The organism is Nocardiopsis sp. iso_40 (assembly GCF_056173285.1).
Genome location: NZ_CM149666.1, coordinates 1,924,991 through 1,939,586, shown reverse-complemented (window position 1 = coordinate 1,939,586; position 14,596 = coordinate 1,924,991). Strand labels below are relative to the sequence as shown.

Genomic DNA, 14,596 nt, shown 5'->3' with positions numbered 1-14,596 from the left:
CCCAGGTAAGGCTGGCCTAGATCTGGGAGGCGCTCCTGGCGCCCGAGCCCCGGGTCCCGCGGTGCGGGTCGGAAGCGGGTTCCCCACCGTCGCGCGTGACCCGGCGCGAACGGCTTGGGCGAATGACCCGGCACGCGTTTCAACGCACCGGGGGAGCACGGGGGTCCCGTGCGGGTCACGACCATCCACTTTACGGGCTTGTGGACACCACCCCGACCAGAACGCGCGTTTTCCGGCCGCAGGCGGCGCGGTTCAGACGAAGGGGCGGACCTCCTCGGCGGCCCCGGCTCCGTAGGAGCGCTCCAGGCGCTCCAGCAGGGAGGCACCGGTGAGCACGTACTCCTGCGGGCCGTCGGCCTCCAGGCAGTGGACGGCGGTGGCGTTGCCGACCTGGGCGGCGCGCTCCAGGGGCAGGCCCCAGGAGTGGGCCGCCAGGAACCCGGCGCGGAAGGCGTCGCCCATACCGGTGGGGTCGACGAGCTGGTCGACGGCGGCGGAGGGCACGTGGATGCTCGGTTCGCCCTGCCGGTCGATACGGGCGCCCTTGGCGCCGAGCGTGGTGACCCGGGTGCCGACCTTGGCGAGGATCTCGGCGTCGGACCAGCCGGTCTTCTGCTCGGCCAGGGCCTTCTCGTACTCGTTGGTGAACAGGAACGCGGCGCCCTCGATGAGCGTGCGCACCTGCGGCCCCTCCATCCGGGCGAGCTGCTGGGAGGGGTCCGCGGCGAAGAGGATGGAGCGGGTACGGCACTCCTCGCTGTGGCGGACCATGGCCGCCGGGTCGTCGGCGCCGATCAGGACGAGGTCGAGACCGCCGACGCGGTCGGCGATCGGCTGGAGCTCGATGTTGCGGGCCTCGGCCATGGCACCGGCGTAGAAGGAGGCGATCTGGTTCTGGTCCTTGTCCGTGGTGCAGACGAACCGGGCGGTGTGCCGCAGCTCGGAGATGTGCACCGCGGAGGTGTCGACCCCGTGGCGGTCGAGCCAGGAGCGGTACTCCTCGAAGTCGGCCCCGGCGGCGCCGACCAGAACCGGGTTGAGGCCGAACCCGCCCATGCCGAAACAGATGTTGGCCGCGACGCCGCCGCGGCGCACGTCCAGCTCGTCGATGAGGAAGGAGAGGGACAACTGCTGGATCTGCTCGGGGATGATCTGCTCGGCGAACCGACCCTCGAAGGTCATCAGGTGGTCGGTGGCGATGGATCCGGCAACCGCGATACGCACGGGACGTGGGCTCCTTGGTAGGGAAGGTTTCGCTCGGGGACGAGCTGAGCGAGCTGGTTCGGGCACGCCGGGGGCGGCCCGTTCGGACCTGCACAGGGTATCCAGGTCGACACGCCTTCAGGCGGACGGGCACGACGAGGGGGAGGGCGGACGCTCGAACGCGTCCGACCTCCCCCCGGCACCGTCCCCGGCCCCGCCGGGTCCGGTCACGCCCCGCTGATGCGCCGGGGCGCCCGGATGCTCCTAGTTGAAGGAGTCACCGCAGGCGCAGGAGCCGGTGGCGTTGGGGTTGTCGATGGTGAACCCCTGCTTCTCGATCGTGTCCACGAAGTCGATGGTCGCGCCGATGAGGTAGGCGGAGCTGCGGCGGTCGGTGACGACCTCGACGCCGTCGAAGTCGGCGATGACGTCACCGTCCAGGTCGCGCTCGTCGAAGTAGAGCTGGTAACGCAGCCCCGAGCAACCACCGGGCTGGACGCCCACACGCAGGCGCAGGTCGTCCCGGCCCTCCTGGTCAAGGAGCGCCCGAACCTTGTCGGCCGCGCCGTCGGTGAGGATGACTCCCTGCGTGGTGGCCTCGCTCTGAACCGTCATGTTGTAAAGCTCCTCTTGAAAGGGGTTGCGGCCGTCTGGCGACCCCGGTCGCTTACCGGATCGGCCCGCCTGGGCGGGTCCAGTCCTCTTCAACGGGTCCCAACGCCGGGAGCCCGTGTGGCATTCCGCCGTGTGGCCGCTGTGTTCGCCCTGCCGCCGCGGTCACACGGTGTCCGTGCGGTCGTGGCGGCGCACGGGTGTGCCCGTGGGTCCAAGGGTAATTTGTCCCGGCCCCGGATGCCATCTTCCGCGGGTCCGGATGCGGACCGCGCGGCTGGCACGGGACGGTCCGACCAGCTCGGCGGGGCTCGGCGGCCCCTGCCCCGGCCCGGTCAGAGGCCGGGCGCCCCGTAGACCGGGAACCAGCGGGACCGGTCCTCCTCCATCGGCAGGTCGCCGGAGACCGCCGACTCGACCTGGAGCTCCAGCGCGTTGTCGCGGCGCTGTCCGCCCAGGGGCGCGAACGGGTAGAAGGTGCCCCGCTTGTACAGGTAGACCAGGCCCACCGAGCGGCCCCCGCCGTCGGTGAACCCCACGAGGGAACACAGCAGGGAGGGGCCGTAACCGTTGGCCTCCAGGGTCGAGTTGACCGCGTGCAGGTCGGTGACCAGGCCGGTGATGTCGGTGTCCACCAGCTCCCCGCCGCCGGGCTCCCCTCCCCCGGCGCGCAGGACCAGCCAGGTGTAGCCGTAGTCGTCGTCGGTCTGCTCGACCGGGGGTCCGTCACCGGTGTTGAGCAGCTCGGTCACGTCGCGCTCGACGTCCGCGAAGGCGGCGCCCTCGGAGGCGCGGAAGGCCACCGACCCGGTCCCGGTCGGGGTCAGGCCCGCTCCGGCCCGCAGGGTGAGGGCGGCCGAGGGCAGGCCGAAGAGCGCGTCGAGGTCGGGCTTGACCGGTTTGGAACGGCCGAGCAGGGCGCGCCAGAAACTCATGTGGTGGGTTCCCCTCGTGGGTGGTTCGGTGGCGGGGCCCGGGGCGGCGGGGCTCAGGCTCCGCGTCCGAGCTGGCGGGAGATGTCGGAGAGCTGGGCCAGACGCTGCTCGACCGGCGGGTGGGTGGCGATCAGCTGGTTCATGCTGAAGCCCTTCCTCGCGAAGGCCGGGGCGAAGAAGAAGGCGTTGAACGGCTCGGCCTGGCGCAGGTCCCGGGTGGGGATGCGCGCCATGTCACCGGTGATCTTGGACAGGGCGCTGCCCAGCACGGACGGGCGGCCGGTCAGGTAGGCGGCGGCCCGGTCCGCGGCGAGCTCGCGGTAGCGGGACAGGGCCCGGGTGAGCAGGAAGCTGAGGACCCAGGCGAGGGCGCTGACCACGACGACCAGGAGTGCGACGACCGCCGGGGCGGGCCCGTTGTTGTTGCTGCGCCCGCCGCTGGCGCCGGCGAACATGGCGAAGCGCAGCCCGGCCTGGGTGAGGAAACCCGCGACGATGCCGAGGAACCCGGCGATGGTCATGACCATGACGTCGCGGTGGGCGATGTGGGAGAGCTCGTGCGCGACGACCGCCTCCAGCTCCGGTCCGTCCAGGCGGCGCATCAGCCCGGTGGTCACACAGATGACCGCGGACTTCTCGCTGTGGCCGGTGGCGAAGGCGTTGGGCACGTCGGTGTCGGCGATCCCCACGCGCGGTTTGGCCATGTCGGCCATGGCGCACAGGCGGTCGACCATGGCGTGCAGGTCGGGGGCCTGTTGGGGGGTGACCTCCTTGGCCCCCATGGCGAACATGGCGATCCGGTCGGAGGAGAAGTAGGAGAACAGCGCGAAGGCCGCGACCAGGACCAGCACCAGCCAGATGTTGAGTCCGGCGAGGACCAGCCCGAACACGAAGGCGACATAGACCAGGAACAGCAGGACCATGGTCATGACCATCCGGGCCGTCAGCCCCCGGTCCGGACGGAACTTCGAACCTGCCACGCCGATTCCTTCCCTCTGGATGGTTCGGAGTGTAGTTCGCGCAGGTGAGAAACGGGTTAAAGCGGGACGCCGCGTGTTCCTGCGACGCGTTCTCCCAGCCGTCCCGCGGGGCCCGCCCGCCGGACGCACCGCGGCCGCCGTGACGTGGTCACGGCGGCCGCGGTGGAAACAAGGCCTGTGGGGACACCGAGTGCGACCCGGGCCGGGGCGGAACGGCCGACGGGGTCGCCTGTCCTGGGGACCCGCCCGGACGGTGGTGGCGGGTCCTCGGCGGACACGCCCCTAGCCCGGGATGAGTCCGTCGTCCTGCAGCATCTCGCGCACCTCGGCCATGGTGGCGTCGGCGGGCGGGAGGATGAACTGCGAGGGCTCCAGGGAGTCGGGCGGCAGCGGCTTGCTGTCCTGGCGCACCTTCTCCAGGAGGTCGTGCAGGGCCTTGCGGAACTCGGCCTCGTCACCCGACTCGATCGCCGCCTCCAGGGCGGAGTCGAAGTCGTTGAGCAGGTCGATGTCGGCGTCGGTCAGGTCCATCTGACCCTCGCCCATGATGCGGACGATCATGCGCCCTCCCTGTTCCCGGCCGAGCCGTTGCCACCCTCGATCTGCTGGGGAGCGCCGCTGCTGCCGCCGCCCAGTTCGAGCTTCATCCGCTCGAGTTCGGCGTCGACACCGGACGTGCTCGCCATCTGGTCGAGTTCGTTCTGGATGTCGTCCCTGGGGCCGGTGCCCGTGACGTCGTCCAGCGCGCCGGAGGCGAGGAGCTCGTCCACCGCGCCGGCCCGGGCCTGCATGTCGGCGGTCTTGTCCTCCGCGCGCTGCACGGCCATGCCCACGTCGCCCATCTCCTCGGAGATGCCGGAGAAGGCCTCGCTGATCTGCGTCTGGGCCTGGGCGGCGGTGTAGGTCGCCTTGATGGTCTCCTTGCGCGTGCGGAAGGCGTCCACCTTCGACTGCAGGCGCTGGGCGGCCATCGTGAGCTTCTGCTCCTCGCCCTGGAGGTTGGCGTGCTGCTCGCGCAGGCCCTCGATCTGGCTGGTCAGCCCGGACCGGCGGGTGAGGGCCTCGCGGGCGAGGTCCTCACGGCCCTGGGTCAGGGCGGCCCGGCTCTGGTTCTCCAGCTTGCCGGACTGCTGTTCGAGCTGCTGGATCTGGAGCTCGACCCGCTTGCGGGAGGTCGCAACGTCGGCGACACCGCGACGGACCTTCTGCAGGAGTTCGAGCTGTTTCTGGTACGAGTAGTCGAGGGTTTCCCTGGGGTCCTCGACAGAGTCCAGGGCCTTGTTGGCCTTGGACTTGAAGATCATCGAAAGTCGCTGAAACACGCTCATTGGCGTGGCCGTCCCCTTCTCGGTGCGTACATCGGCTGTTCCCAGCGGGCGCTTTGCCCAACCCTACGCGGTCTGGCCCGCGGTCGCCATAAAGCTATGACCGGCTACCCTGAGGGTGTGTTCCGACGTCGCTCCGCTTCCGCAGCCCCGGATTCGAACTCTGCCGAATCCGCCAGCCCTGAGGCCACTGAGTCCACCCAACCTAAGGGATACACCCCGAAGAAGGGTGTGCCCACCCCCAAGCGCAGGGAATCCGAAAGCACCCCGCGCCGACCGGTGAAGGCTCCCGAGACCCGTAAGGAGGCATACCGCGCCTACCGGGACCGTCTTGAACGTCAACGCGGCAAGGGCGCGCAGCGTTCCGGCGCCCCCAAGGGCGACGAGAAGTACTTCCGCCAGCAGGACATGGGCAGGGCCCGCGCCTTCGCCCGCGACTTCATCGACTCGCGCCGCAGCGCCAGTGAGTTCTTCCTGCCGTTCTCGATCCTGATCATCGCGCTGCTGTTCATCAACAACCCCGCCTTCCAGGTGGGTGTGGCCTACGTCCTGTGGCCGCTGATGATGGTCACGCTCATCGCGGAGGGCCTGTTGGTCGGCCGCACGGTGAAGCGGCGTGCCGCCGAGTACTTCCCCGACGACTCCGGAATCAAGGGCATCGGCCTGTACGCCGCGATGCGCCAGCTCCAGTTCCGGCGCCTGCGCCTGCCCAAACCCCGCGTCAAGGTCGGCGAGGACCCCGCTCCGAGCAGCACGCGCTGAACGGCCCGCCCGTCCGTATCCCCGTCATCCCCATCCCGTCCGACGTGAGTGAGCAGGGCCGGTGTCCGCACCGGCCCTTCACTTCCACCCCTGATGGGAGCGTTCCCAAAAAAGACCGCGGGCGCTCTCCGCCATCCCGCTCCCCCGGCTAGAGTGCTTCCCATGGACTTTCGGCATCTAGGCAACAGCGGTCTGGTCATCAGCGAGATCGCCTACGGGAACTGGATCACCCACGGCTCCCAGGTCGAGGAGGACACCGCCGCCTCCTGTGTCCGCGCCGCGCTCGACGCGGGCGTCACCACCTTCGACACGGCGGACGTCTACGCCCAGGGCAGGGCCGAGGAGGTGCTCGGCCGCGCGCTGAAGGGCGAGCGCCGCGACGGCCTGGAGATCTTCTCCAAGGTCTTCTGGCCCATGGGCGAGGGCAAGAACGACAAGGGCCTGTCCCGCAAGCACATCATCCGCGGCGCTGAGGACTCCCTGCGCCGTCTGGGCACCGACTACCTGGACCTCTACCAGGCGCACCGGTTCGACTACACCACCCCGCTGGAAGAGACGATGCGGGCCTTCGAGGACCTGGTCCGCCAGGGCAAGGCCCTCTACATCGGCGTCTCCGAGTGGCGCGCCGAGGAGATCGAGCGGGCCCTCAAGATCGCCGACGAGATGGGCTTCGACCGGATCGTCTCCAGCCAGCCGCAGTACAACATGCTCTGGCGGGTCATCGAGTCCGAGGTCGTCCCGCTGTCCGAGCGCGAGGGGATCGGTCAGATCGTGTGGTCGCCGATCGCCGGCGGGATCCTGACCGGCAAGTACCGCCCCGGGCAGGAGTTGCCCGCGGGTTCGCGCGCCGCCGACCCCAAGAGCGAGAAGTTCCTCGCGGACAAGGTCTCCGACCAGGCTCTGCTGGAGCGGGTGCAGCACCTGGAGCCCCTGGCGGCGGAGGCCGGGCTGACCCTGTCCCAGCTCGCGGTGGCCTGGGTCCTGCAGAACCCCAACGTTTCGGCCGCGATCATCGGCGCCTCCCGCCCCGAGCAGGTCGAGAGCAACGTCAAGGCGGCCGGGGTCAAGCTCGACACCGGGCTGATGGCCCGGATCGACGAGGTCCTCGGCGACAGCATCGAGCGCGACCCCGCGCTCACCAGGAGCCCGGAGAACATCCGCGGCTGACGTCCGTGTGACCGGTGAGGGCCCCGGCCCCGCCCGGGTCCGTTCGGCCCCGGCGCCCTGACGGCGCCGGGGCCTTCGCGTGCCTGCGGATCGGGGCTACTCGGCGGCCAGGGGCATCGTGTAGACCTCCCGGTCCTCCTCCAGGAGAGCGACGCTGCCCACGCCGCCCTCCGCGAGCTCCGCCCAGTTCTCACCCAGCCAGCTCTCGGCGTCGCCACGCGACGTGAACGACTCGGCCGGCAGCTCCTCCGCCCTCATCTGGGCACCGTCCGCCTCGTGGTACCGCCACGTCCACGCCATGTTCGACCGCCCTTCGTCGCCGGTTCCGCGGTGGGTACACCGCGATCCTGTGCCGAGCTTAACCAAGGCTTGGCACTTCATGCTGTTTACTCTGCTGGGTGCGTATCCGATTTCTGGGGACGGCGGGTCACTCGGGCTGGCCAGCCCCGCAGTGCACCTGCTCGTCCTGCAACAAGGCCCACGCGGAACGCCGTCTGCCGCTGAGGGTGACCGTCGACGACCGCTTCCGCATCCGCGAGGCCGGGGTCGTCGGCCCGGTCCCACCGGAGTACACGGTCACCCCCACCCCGGACGGCGTCCGTGTCGAGGGCGCCGACGGCGGCCGTCTGCTGTACGCCCGCTCCACCCAGGGCCCGCTGCCCGGCGGGCCGCCCGCCGGAGCCCGGCCCGCGGGTTCGTCCGTGTACTCCTCCGCGCCCGAGCAACAGGTGGACATGGTCATCGTGGACGCCGTGCAGCGCCCCGAGGTCATCGGGGAGCTGCGCCGGTCCGGGGTGATCGGGGTGACCACGGCGGTGGTCGCGGTCGGCGGCGACCACCGGGTCCGCTCACCGCAGGAGTTCGCCAGGCGCGCCCGCCTGTGGGGCGCCCTGGTCCCGGGGGACGGCACCGTCATCCCGTGCCCGCCCGCGGTGTGGCCGGAGTCCCGACCGCGCGGGCCGCACCGGACCCTGGTCACCGGGGGCGCGCGTTCGGGCAAGTCCCGCGAGGCCGAGCTGCGCCTGCTGGCCGAGCCGAAGGTGGTGTACGCGGCCACCGGCCCGGTTCCCGACGCGGAGGCGGACCCGGAGTGGGCCGAGCGCGTCGCCCTGCACGTACGGCGCCGCCCCTGGTGGTGGCGGACCGAACAGACCACCGACCTCGCGGTACTGCTCCGGCGGACACGGGGCGCGGTCCTGGTCGACTGCCTGGGGACCTGGCTGACCTGGGTCATGGGCGAGTGCGGCCTGTGGGAGGAGGACCCGCCCCGGGACGCCGAGGAGCGGATGGAGGCCGCCGTGCACGACCTCCTGGACGCCTGGCGCTCGACCCAGGCCTACGTCGTGGCGGTCACCAACGAGGCGGGGTCGGGTGTGGTCCCGGCGACCCGGTCGGGACGGCTCTTCCGCGACCACCTGGGGCTGCTGAACCAGTGGGTGGGCGCGGAGTCCGAGGACGTGGTGCTGGCCACGGCCGGGCGCGTGGTGGAGCTTCCGTGAGCCGCTCCGACACCGTGGACGGGGCCCGCATGGCCGTGGGCACCTTCACCGTCTGGCCGGTGCGGGTGGAACGGGTGGACCGCCCCGTGGCCGGGTGGGCGATGCGGTGGGCCCCGGCGCTGGGCGCCCTCCTGGGCGCGGTCACCGCCTCCCTCGCGACGGCCGGGGTGTGGTGGGGCTGGTCGGCTCCGCTGGCGGCGCTGCTCGCGACCGGTCTGGGCGCCGTGCTCACCCGGGGGTTGCACCTGGACGGGCTGGCCGACCTGGCCGACGGCCTGGGCAGCGGCCGCCCGGCCGAGGGCGCGCTGGAGGTGATGCGGCGCTCCGACATCGGCCCGTTCGGGGTGATCACCCTGCTGGTGGCGGTCGGCGCCCAGGTCCTGGCGCTGGGCCAGCTCGTCGGGGCCTCCCCCTGGGCCGCTCTGGCCGGCGCGGTGACGGCGGGCGCGACCGGTCGCCTGGCGGTCACCCTGGCGTGCACTCCCCGGGTCCCCTCCGCCCGGCCCGAGGGGCTGGGCGCGTTCGTGGCGGGGACGGTGCGCCCCCGGTCCGCGGCCGTGTGCGCGGCCGGGGTGCTGGCACTGTGCGCGCTCGGGCTGACGCACTCCCCCGGGTTCGCCGCGGCCTGCGCCGCGGGGGCGGTGTGCGGGTTGGCGGCGGCGGGCGCCCTGCTGCGCCGTGCGGTGCGCCGCCTGGGCGGTATCACCGGGGACGTGCTGGGCGCCCTGGTGGAGACGGCCGCGACGACCTCCCTGCTGGTGACGGCGGCTGCGCTCGCCTGGGTCTGAGGGGTTTCCGGCCCCGGGCCCCGGGTGCGCCGTCCGCCGTGGCCGGGGTCCGGGGCGGCTCCCACCAGGCGGTTCTTACTGACCAGTAGCCCTTACGCGCACCCCAATGTCGGCATGATCACATTTTTTCACACGGAGTTTCACCCGATCACCCCACGGGCAGGCGCGGGCCCGCACCGGCAACCGCCTGCGAGACCCCCCGCGAGGGGCCAGAGCCCCCGCACGCCGCGGACGGGCGCGGACCCGCCCGGGGAGCGCTCCGCTTCGCCCGACGGCGCGGAGCGCCGCGTCAGAGCCCACGGGGCGCGGGGCGCCGCGTCGCCGCGGGGGGCACGGGAGGACTAGCATCGGGGACGTGAGCACGACGTTGTCAGTAAACACGGAGTCCCCCAGTTCGCTCGACGCCGACGCGGTTGTCGTCGGTTACCACTCCGGAGGCGACGCCCCGGAGCCCGCATCGGGCGCTCATTCCGTCGACGCCGCCTTCGCGGGCGGCCTCGGCTCGACCCTGTCGCTCCTGGGAGCGAGCGGCGCACCCGAGGAGGTGCACACCATTGCCTCCCTCGGAGCCGTCAAGGCCCCGGTCGTCGTCGCGGTCGGTCTCGGCCCGGCACCCACCGACGGCCCCGTCGACTCCGATGTCCTGTCCCGTGCGGCCGGTACCGCCCTGCGGTCGCTGGGCTCGCGCCCCGAGGGCGCGGGCCGTGTCGTCCTGGCGCTGCCCGCGACCACCGCCGAGCAGGCGGGTGCCGTGGCCCTGGGCGCCGAACTCGGCAACTACAGCTTCGACCGGTACCGCACCGGCGAGAAGGCCGAGAAGAAGGCGGCCAAGGCCGCCGAGACCAAGCTGACCGTGGTCAGCGAGGCCGCCGGCGCAGGCGACGCCGTGGAGCGCGCCGCCGTCCTGGCCGAGGCCGTCTCCTTCACCCGCGACCTCGTCAACACCGCCCCGGCCGACCTGGTCCCCGAGGACCTGGCCGCCGCGGCACAGGAGATCGCCCGGCAGGCCAGCCTGGAGATCGAGGTCCTGGACGAGCGCGCCCTGTCCGAGGGCGGCTACGGGGGCCTGACCGGTGTCGGCCAGGGTTCGGCGAACCCGCCCCGCCTGGTGCGGCTGGCCCACAGCCACCCGGAGGCCACGAAGACGGTCGCCTTCGTCGGCAAGGGCATCACGTTCGACTCCGGCGGCCTGTCCCTGAAGCCCTCGGGCGGCATGGAGTGGATGAAGTCCGACATGAGCGGTGCCGCCTCCGTGCTCGCCGCCATGCGCGCCATCTCCACCCTGGGCCTGAAGGTCAACGTCGTCGGTTACCTGACCGTGGCCGAGAACATGCCCAGCGGCACCGCCCAGCGCCCCTCCGACGTCCTGAGCATCTACGGCGGCAAGACCGTCGAGGTCCTCAACACCGACGCCGAGGGCCGCCTGGTCATGGCCGACGGGCTGGTCCGCGCGCACGAGGACGAGCCGGACCTGATCGTGGACATCGCCACGCTCACCGGCGCCCAGCTGGTCGCCCTGGGCACCCGCGTGTTCGCGGTCATGTCCAACGACGACACCGTGCGCGAGGAGATCGTCACCGCCGCGGGCGCCGAGGGCGAGGCCTCCTGGCCGATGCCGCTCCCGGACGAGCTGCGCGCCGGCCTCAACTCCTCGGTCGCCGACATCGCCAACGTCGCGGGCGAGCGCTGGGGCGGGATGCTCTCCGCGGGCATCTTCCTCCGGGAGTTCATCGAGGAGGGCACCAAGTGGGCCCACCTCGACATCGCCGGGCCCTCCTTCAACCAGGGCGGCCCGCACGGTTACACCCCCAAGGGCGGGACGGGTGCGGGTACCCGCACCCTCGTCCGCATCGCCGAGGACTACGCCCGCAAGCAGTAGTCCTGCGAGGCCGGGGCGGCAGTCCTGTGAGCCGGACTGCCGCCCCCTCCCCGGCAGCCGCGATCCGCCCCCGGCGGCGTACCGCGGTCTTCCACCACCCATCACCAGCCACCACAACTAGGAGTTCGTTCCCGTGAGTGAGAGCGGCGGCACCTTCGACCTCGTCGTCCTTGGCGGCGGCAGCGGCGGCTACGCGGCGGCACTGCGCGCCGCCGAGCTGGACCTGAGCGTCGTCCTGATCGAGAAAGACAAGCTCGGCGGCACCTGCCTGCACCGCGGCTGCATCCCCACCAAGGCCCTCCTGCACTCGGCCGAGGTCGCCGACTCCGCCAAGGAGAGCGAGAACTTCGGTGTCCGGGCCACCTTCGAGGGCATCGACATCGAGGCCGTGCACAAGTACAAGGACAAGGTGATCAGCGGCCTCCACAAGGGCCTGAGCGGGCTGGTCAAGTCCCGCAAGATCACCGTCGTCGAGGGTGAGGGCAAGCTCACCGGCAAGGACGAGGTCACGGTCGACGGCAAGGTCTACAAGGGGAGGAACATCCTCCTGGCGACCGGTTCCAAGCCCAAGACCCTGGGCCTGGAGATCGACGGCGAGAAGGTCATGACCAGTGACCAGGCCATGGAACTGAACCGTGTCCCCGAGTCCGTCATCGTCCTGGGCGGCGGCGTGATCGGCGTGGAGTTCGCCAGCGTGTGGCGTTCCTACGGCGCCGAGGTCACCGTCGTCGAGGCCCTCAAGCACCTGGTCCCCGTCGAGGAGGAGTCCAGCTCCAAGCTGCTGGAGCGCGCCTTCCGCAAGCGGAAGATCAAGGCCGAGCTGGGCACCCCGTTCGAGTCGGTCAAGACCACCGACTCCGGTGTGGTCGTCACCCTCCAGGGCGGCAAGACCCTCGAGGCCGAGGTCCTGCTGGTCGCCATCGGCCGCGGCCCGGTCTCCGAGGGCCTGGGCTACGAGGAGCAGGGCCTCACCCTCGACCGCGGCTTCGTCCAGGTCGACGAGAACCTGCACACCGGTGTCGGCAACGTCTACGCGGTCGGCGACCTCATCCCGACCCTCCAGCTCGCCCACGTCGGTTTCGCCGAGGGCATCTTCGTCGCCGAGCACATCGCCGGGCAGAACCCGCCCGCGATCGACTACGACGGTGTCCCCCGCGTCACGTACTGTGAGCCCGAGGTCGCGTCCGTGGGTCTGACCACCAAGGTGGCCAAGGAGCGCGGTCACGACGTCGTCGAGATGAACTACAACCTGGCGGGCAACGGCAAGAGCCAGATCCTCCAGACGCAGGGCGCGGTCAAGGTCATCGCCGAGAAGGACGGCCCCGTGCTGGGCGTCCACATGGTCGGCAGCCGTGTCGGCGAGCTGATCGCCGAGGGCCAGCTGATCTACAACTGGGAGGCGCTGCCCTCCGAGGTGGCCCAGCTGATCCACCCGCACCCGAGCCAGTCGGAGGCGCTGGGCGAGGCGCACCTCGCGCTGGCTGGCAAGCCGCTGCACGTCCACGACTGACCGCTTCACCCGGGGGCGGGCCCCACGGGCCCGCCCCCGCACACATCCGCGCTGCCCATCAAGGCCTTGGGCAGGTACCGCGTCCAGATCCAACGAGGAACCCATGCCGACTTCCGTTTCCATGCCCGCCCTGGGTGAGAGCGTCACCGAGGGGACCGTCACCCAGTGGCTGAAGAACGTGGGCGACACCGTCGAGGTAGACGAGCCGCTCCTTGAGGTCTCCACCGACAAGGTGGACACCGAGATCCCGTCCCCGGTGGCCGGTGTACTCACCAAGATCCTCGTCGACGAGGACGAGACCGTGGAGATCGGCGCGGAGATCGCGGTCATCGGCGGCGACGGTGAGGACGCCGACGACGAGGCGTCCTCCGCGTCCGCCGAGCCCGAGCAGGCCGCTGAACCCGAACAGGCCGCCGAGCCGGAGCCCGCACCGGCCGCGGAGGAGCCCGCGGAAGAGCCCGCCGCCGAGCCCGAGCCCGCCGCCCCGGCCTCCGGTGACGACGCCTCCGACGGCTCCGGCACCCCCGTGACCATCCCCGCCCTGGGTGAGAGCGTCACCGAGGGAACCATCACCCAGTGGCTGAAGAGCGTCGGCGACACCGTCGAGGAGGACGAGCCGCTCCTCGAGGTCTCCACCGACAAGGTGGACACCGAGATCCCGTCCCCGGTGGCCGGTGTACTCACCAGGATCCTCGTCGACGAGGACGAGACGGTCGAGATCGGGACCGAGATCGCGATCGTCGGCGGCTCCGGTCCGGCCCCCGCGGCCTCCGCCCCGGCGGAGCCCGAGCCGAAGCCCGAACCCAAGTCCGAGCCGAAGCCCGAGCCCGCCCCGGCAGCCCAGTCCGCGCCTGCTCCCGCCGCACGAGAGCAGGACGGTGGCAGCCCGTCGGTGGACGTGGAAACGCTCAGCGGTACCGGCCGGGCCACCGGCACCGACGCCGTGACCGAGGCGTACGTGACGCCGCTGGTCCGCAAGCTGGCCAACGAGCACCGGGTCGACCTGAGCCGGGTCTCCGGCACCGGCGTGGGCGGTCGTATCCGCAAGCAGGACGTGCTCAAGGCCGCCGAGGCCCGGCGCGAAGCCGCCGCCGCGCCCGCCGCCCCGGCCGCCCAGCACAAGGTCGCCCCGGACCCGTCGCTGCGCGGCCGCACCGAGAAGCTGTCCCGGCTGCGCATGTCCATCGCGGACCGCATGGTCGAGTCGCTGCACGTTTCCGCCACGACGACGCAGGTCATCGAAGTGGACGTCAGCAAGATCGCGCGCCTGCGCGACCAGGCCCGCGACTCCTTCGCCCAGCGCGAGGGCGTGGAACTGGACTTCTTCCCGTTCTTCGCGCTGGCCGCCGTTGAGGCCCTCAAGACCCACCCGAAGGTCAACGCCGTGATCAACGGCACCGACCGGACGGTGACCTACCACGAGGTAGAGAACCTCGGTGTGTCGGTGGACACCGAGCGCGGTCTGCTCGCGCCCGTGGTCAAGGACGCCGGTTCGCTGAACCTGGGCGGTCTGGCCCGAAGCATCACGGACCTGACCGAGCGCGCCCACACCGGCAAGCTCGGCCCGGACGAGCTGGGCGGCGGCACGTTCACGGTCACCGACACCGGGCACACCGGTGCGCTGTTCGGCACCCCGATCATCAACCAGCCGCAGGTGGCGATCCTGGGCGCCGGCGCGGTCGTCAAGCGTCCCGTCGTCGTCGAGGACGAGGCGATGGGCGGCGAGGTCATCGCGGTCCGCTGGATGGTCTACCTGTCGATGGCGCACGACCACCGCCTGATCGACAGCGCCGACGCGGGCCGTTTCCTGCAGACCGTGAAGGAGCGACTGGAGGAGGGGTCCTTCGAGGACGACCTGGGCCTGAGCTGACCCCGCGCCCCCGTCCGGGGATGTTCGTCCCGGCCCGGGCCGGGCACCGTACACCGGTGCCCGGCC

Annotated in this window: 14 protein-coding genes; 7 read left to right on the top strand and 7 right to left on the bottom strand. The window is 71.6% G+C overall.

Annotation, left to right across the window (positions count from 1 at the left end):
• Window positions 1-252: 252 nt before the first annotated feature.
• From AC0VYD_RS08615 to AC0VYD_RS08590, 6 genes are all read right to left on the bottom strand, one after another.
• Window positions 253-1,224 carry a carbohydrate kinase family protein gene (locus AC0VYD_RS08615; RefSeq protein ID WP_475479385.1) on the bottom strand — a complete coding sequence of 324 codons (972 nt, stop codon included), beginning with the start codon at window positions 1,222-1,224 and terminating at the stop codon, window positions 253-255.
• A 243-nt stretch (window positions 1,225-1,467) separates the two neighbouring features.
• Window positions 1,468-1,818, bottom strand: coding sequence for a HesB/IscA family protein (locus tag AC0VYD_RS08610; protein ID WP_191273453.1), 351 nt, complete (start codon window positions 1,816-1,818; stop codon window positions 1,468-1,470).
• Between the two features lie 332 nt (window positions 1,819-2,150).
• The gene (gene pspAB, locus AC0VYD_RS08605; RefSeq protein WP_475479384.1) at window positions 2,151-2,750 is read right to left on the bottom strand and encodes a PspA-associated protein PspAB; all 600 of its coding nucleotides are present in this window, start codon (window positions 2,748-2,750) and stop codon (window positions 2,151-2,153) included.
• Window positions 2,751-2,803: 53 nt separating this feature from the next.
• Window positions 2,804-3,730: a zinc metalloprotease HtpX gene (htpX, locus tag AC0VYD_RS08600; protein WP_475479383.1), complete on the bottom strand. Its 927-nt coding sequence runs from the start codon at window positions 3,728-3,730 to the stop codon at window positions 2,804-2,806.
• 282 nt (window positions 3,731-4,012) lie between these two features.
• A complete protein-coding gene (gene pspAA, locus AC0VYD_RS08595; protein ID WP_473040620.1) occupies window positions 4,013-4,291 on the bottom strand; it encodes a PspA-associated protein PspAA in 279 nt (92 codons plus the stop codon).
• Window positions 4,288-5,058, bottom strand: coding sequence for a PspA/IM30 family protein (locus AC0VYD_RS08590; protein WP_191273445.1), 771 nt, complete (start codon window positions 5,056-5,058; stop codon window positions 4,288-4,290). The genes pspAA and AC0VYD_RS08590 overlap by 4 nt, the downstream gene beginning before the upstream one ends.
• A 96-nt stretch (window positions 5,059-5,154) precedes the next feature.
• Here AC0VYD_RS08590 and AC0VYD_RS08585 point away from each other — a divergent pair, with 96 nt between their 5' ends.
• Complete coding sequence (locus AC0VYD_RS08585; RefSeq protein ID WP_475479382.1) at window positions 5,155-5,817, top strand: DUF3043 domain-containing protein; 663 nt, start codon at window positions 5,155-5,157, stop codon at window positions 5,815-5,817.
• Between the two features lie 162 nt (window positions 5,818-5,979).
• The gene (locus tag AC0VYD_RS08580) at window positions 5,980-6,984 is read left to right on the top strand and encodes an aldo/keto reductase family protein (RefSeq protein ID WP_475479381.1); all 1,005 of its coding nucleotides are present in this window, start codon (window positions 5,980-5,982) and stop codon (window positions 6,982-6,984) included.
• Between the two features lie 96 nt (window positions 6,985-7,080).
• Here the strand turns inward: AC0VYD_RS08580 and AC0VYD_RS08575 are convergent, their stop codons facing one another.
• Window positions 7,081-7,284, bottom strand: coding sequence for a hypothetical protein (locus tag AC0VYD_RS08575; protein ID WP_475479380.1), 204 nt, complete (start codon window positions 7,282-7,284; stop codon window positions 7,081-7,083).
• A gap of 206 nt (window positions 7,285-7,490) precedes the next feature.
• Between AC0VYD_RS08575 and AC0VYD_RS08570 the strand changes: the two genes are divergently transcribed.
• From AC0VYD_RS08570 to sucB, 5 genes are all read left to right on the top strand, one after another.
• Entirely contained in the window at window positions 7,491-8,483 is a 993-nt protein-coding gene (locus AC0VYD_RS08570; protein ID WP_475479379.1) for a bifunctional adenosylcobinamide kinase/adenosylcobinamide-phosphate guanylyltransferase, read from the top strand.
• Complete coding sequence (locus tag AC0VYD_RS08565) at window positions 8,480-9,271, top strand: adenosylcobinamide-GDP ribazoletransferase (protein ID WP_475479378.1); 792 nt, start codon at window positions 8,480-8,482, stop codon at window positions 9,269-9,271. Before AC0VYD_RS08570 ends, AC0VYD_RS08565 begins: the two co-directional genes overlap by 4 nt.
• Window positions 9,272-9,626: 355 nt before the next feature.
• Window positions 9,627-11,150, top strand: coding sequence for a leucyl aminopeptidase (locus AC0VYD_RS08560; protein ID WP_475479377.1), 1,524 nt, complete (start codon window positions 9,627-9,629; stop codon window positions 11,148-11,150).
• A gap of 133 nt (window positions 11,151-11,283) precedes the next feature.
• Window positions 11,284-12,660 (top strand): dihydrolipoyl dehydrogenase, encoded by a 1,377-nt coding sequence (lpdA, locus tag AC0VYD_RS08555; RefSeq protein ID WP_475479376.1) that lies wholly within the window; start codon window positions 11,284-11,286, stop codon window positions 12,658-12,660.
• Window positions 12,661-12,763: 103 nt separating this feature from the next.
• On the top strand, window positions 12,764-14,530 hold the full coding sequence (gene sucB, locus AC0VYD_RS08550; protein WP_475479375.1) for a 2-oxoglutarate dehydrogenase, E2 component, dihydrolipoamide succinyltransferase: 1,767 nt from the start codon (window positions 12,764-12,766) through the stop codon (window positions 14,528-14,530).
• Window positions 14,531-14,596: the final 66 nt, after the last annotated feature.

What these genes read in the sequence shown, in the direction of transcription:
- pspAB (WP_475479384.1), bottom strand. Translation starts at nt 2,750, where the DNA reads ATGAGTTTCTGGCGCGCCCTGCTCGGCCGTTCCAAACCGGTCAAGCCC.
- AC0VYD_RS08580 (WP_475479381.1), top strand. Translation starts at nt 5,980, where the DNA reads ATGGACTTTCGGCATCTAGGCAACAGCGGTCTGGTCATCAGCGAGATC.
- AC0VYD_RS08610 (WP_191273453.1), bottom strand. Translation starts at nt 1,818, where the DNA reads ATGACGGTTCAGAGCGAGGCCACCACGCAGGGAGTCATCCTCACCGAC.
- pspAA (WP_473040620.1), bottom strand. Translation starts at nt 4,291, where the DNA reads ATGATCGTCCGCATCATGGGCGAGGGTCAGATGGACCTGACCGACGCC.
- AC0VYD_RS08575 (WP_475479380.1), bottom strand. Translation starts at nt 7,284, where the DNA reads ATGGCGTGGACGTGGCGGTACCACGAGGCGGACGGTGCCCAGATGAGG.
- sucB (WP_475479375.1), top strand. Translation starts at nt 12,764, where the DNA reads ATGCCGACTTCCGTTTCCATGCCCGCCCTGGGTGAGAGCGTCACCGAG.
- AC0VYD_RS08585 (WP_475479382.1), top strand. Translation starts at nt 5,155, where the DNA reads ATGACCGGCTACCCTGAGGGTGTGTTCCGACGTCGCTCCGCTTCCGCA.
- AC0VYD_RS08590 (WP_191273445.1), bottom strand. Translation starts at nt 5,058, where the DNA reads ATGAGCGTGTTTCAGCGACTTTCGATGATCTTCAAGTCCAAGGCCAAC.